This is a genomic window from Vibrio sp. YT-15 (assembly GCF_033337445.1).
Classification (GTDB): domain Bacteria; phylum Pseudomonadota; class Gammaproteobacteria; order Enterobacterales; family Vibrionaceae; genus Vibrio; species Vibrio alginolyticus.
This window is the reverse complement of the sequence record NZ_JAWOQR010000041.1, coordinates 1-2,591: the sequence shown is the minus strand read 5'-3', so window position 1 is coordinate 2,591 and position 2,591 is coordinate 1. Positions and strand designations below refer to the sequence as shown.

Annotated in this window: 3 protein-coding genes; all 3 read right to left on the bottom strand. The window is 59.6% G+C overall.

What is annotated here, in order from left to right; genetic code table 11:
- Positions 1 to 70: 70 nt before the first annotated feature.
- Positions 71 to 376, bottom strand: coding sequence for a LysR family transcriptional regulator (locus tag R7D93_RS25040; RefSeq protein WP_001255015.1), 306 nt, complete (start codon positions 374 to 376; stop codon positions 71 to 73).
- Positions 377 to 403: 27 nt separating this feature from the next.
- Positions 404 to 1,618 carry a chloramphenicol/florfenicol efflux MFS transporter FloR gene (floR, locus tag R7D93_RS25035; RefSeq protein ID WP_000214122.1) on the bottom strand — a complete coding sequence of 405 codons (1,215 nt, stop codon included), beginning with the start codon at positions 1,616 to 1,618 and terminating at the stop codon, positions 404 to 406.
- A 216-nt stretch (positions 1,619 to 1,834) separates the two neighbouring features.
- Positions 1,835 to 2,591 (bottom strand): DUF3363 domain-containing protein (locus R7D93_RS25030; RefSeq protein ID WP_223542817.1); only part of this gene is annotated, 757 nt, incomplete at its 5' end.

Below are 2,591 nucleotides of genomic sequence, written 5' to 3'. Positions count from 1 at the left end.
GCTTAGCGGAAAGTTCTTTTACCCTCAGCCGAAATGCCTGCCGTTGCTAGACATTGCCAGCCAGTGCCCGTCACTCCGCGGTCTTCACTGCGTGATCGAGTTGATCGACACCCGCCGTGACACGCTCCATGAAGTGCCTGCCTGCGTCTGTTAGCCGAACGCCCCGCGCATGGCGCTCAAATAGCAGGACACCAAGGTTATCCTCCAGCGCTTTCACACGCGCGCTGACGCTCGACTGGCTGATACCAAGTGCCTTGGCCGCATGCCGAAAATTCAGATGCTCGGCGACGGCGATGAACTGAACAAGGGAAATGAGCGGTATCCTGCCAGACAGGATACCGACATTCACGAGGTTTCGATGGTTAGTGCGCCGCATCGGAGCGGGCCTGCTACCAGTCGTCGGTTAGACGACTGGCGACTTCTCGGTGGCAGCCCCACGGAGCCGAAGGAGCACCAGCCCCAACGAAACCAGTACCGCCATCGCCGTGGCGTAACAGATCACGGGCCACGCTGTGTCACCGTTTAAAAGTGCCACCGCCAATGTCCCGACAATGCTGACTATCAGGCTTTGAACGCAGAAGTAGAACGCGACCGCTGATCCCGCGATGTCGTCGAACTCTGCCAAAGCGCCGTTCGCGGTAACGGACACCGTGAAGACAATACCGACCGCGACAACCCACATCGGTAGGATGAAGGTGAGGAATGACGGCGAGCCGTAAAGTTCGCCGATCCCCAACAGGACCGCTCCGCAAACAAGCAACGCCATCCCACGCGCCACGCATCCTGCGATGCCCCATCTGGCGACAAAGGACTTCGCGAAACGGGTTGTCACGATCATTACAAGCGCGACAGTGGCGAAGGCAAAGCTGAATCCGATCTCGGAATATTCCGCTTGGCCTATGAGCACACGGGGAGCCGTCGAGAAGAAGACGAAGTAGGTGCCCATACCGGCGCTAAAGCCGACAGTGTAAACCCAAAAAGCCGGACTCGCGAAGATCGGCAAGACAGATCGGCGCGTCTTGACTTGATCCAGAGGGCGGGTTTCGTGCCACCTGAAACCCGCATTTAGGAGTGCGAGCATCGCCAGTATAGCCAAAGTAATGAATATCGCCTGCCATCCCAAGAACTCGCCGATCAATACTCCGGCGATAGGGCCGAGCGCAGGCACGAACGCCAGCATCGAACTGAAAAGGCCGTAGATGACGACACCCTCAGGACGGTTGGCATAAACGTCGCGAACCGTCGCGAACGTCGCCACCAGCATGGCCGACGCGCCCACTGCTTGAAGTAGACGGAAAGCGACAAAGGCCGGTGCAGTTGAAGACCAAGCTGCTCCCAGAGACGCAATGACGAAAGCCGTTGCGCCCGCAAGTAGAATTGGCCGTCGCCCGATTCTGTCTGAGAGCGGACCAAAAATCACCTGGCCCACGCCGAGCATCACCATATAGAGGCTCAACGTGAGTTGGATCATAGCGGGCGTCGTGTTCAGGATGCCGGGCATCGCTGGAACGACAGGGAGATAAATATCCATCGCCAGTGAAGCGAGGATGTCGAAAGGAGCCATCAGCAGCAGTGCTGCCGGCAGCGTATAGGCCCACGCGGGGCGTGTGGTGGTCATGACGAATCAACCCTCGATTAAGGAATACCGGGCGACGTCTGCTCGTCAGCAATCAGATGAGACTAGCCTTACAGAGCGCCGCAACAACAATACTGGTTGTTGCGGCTTACTTGTCTGCTGACTTGGAATTTCCCATCTGATTACTCCACGCTTACGAATATGAATTGCTACATTTTATCCGATTATCTTTTGCTTCGCAATGCGGCATGGGCGCACTCAGCGTTCCAGCCCCCTCTGCCGCCCTAACTGCCACGACACCGACCCGCCCTGCACGATGCCCATAACCTCGCGGCCGAGTTGGCGGTCGATGATCGGCCGCCACGGGACAAGGGTGAACTCATGGGATTTCTCGACCACGGCGAACTTGCCGCTCGATAGATGCACGGTTCCGGTAAACTTGCCGCTGACGCTCTCGCCGTCCGTGGCGGCGCGGAACGGCAGGCCCTTACTCAAAGCCATATCCGATCCGACGCCGGCTACCTCGCGCTCCCGCAGGATGGCGAGAAGGTTGCGCCGGTAGAAGACGCGGCTGTCCCGGCTGCGGGTGGCGTCGCCCTGTTCGATATGGTGCTCGCGGCGCTGGTCCATGGCTTCGCGGACTTGTTGCCCGAAGCCGGTTGGCGCAAGGTCGGCCGTCTCGCCGTGGATCAGCCGCCGGTCCAGCCAGGTCGCGCCGTCCGATCCGATCTGTTTGTTCAGATCGACCGGGGAAAGGACGCGAACGCTGGCCTGACTGTCTCGGCCGGCGTCATGGGCGGCGGCACGGCTGACCAGATCATCGGGGATGCGCCATTGGTCGGCGTCGATCCGCTCGACGATACCGGCCCGGCGTAGCGCCTCCAGCCGGCGCACATGGGCATCGACATAGCCCTCATAGTCGCCGCCTGGAACGCGGCACGTATAGGAAGAATAAACGCCCTTTTCACCCAAGTCCAACAGCTTTGGACCGCAGTTGACTCTTTCGACACCCCTG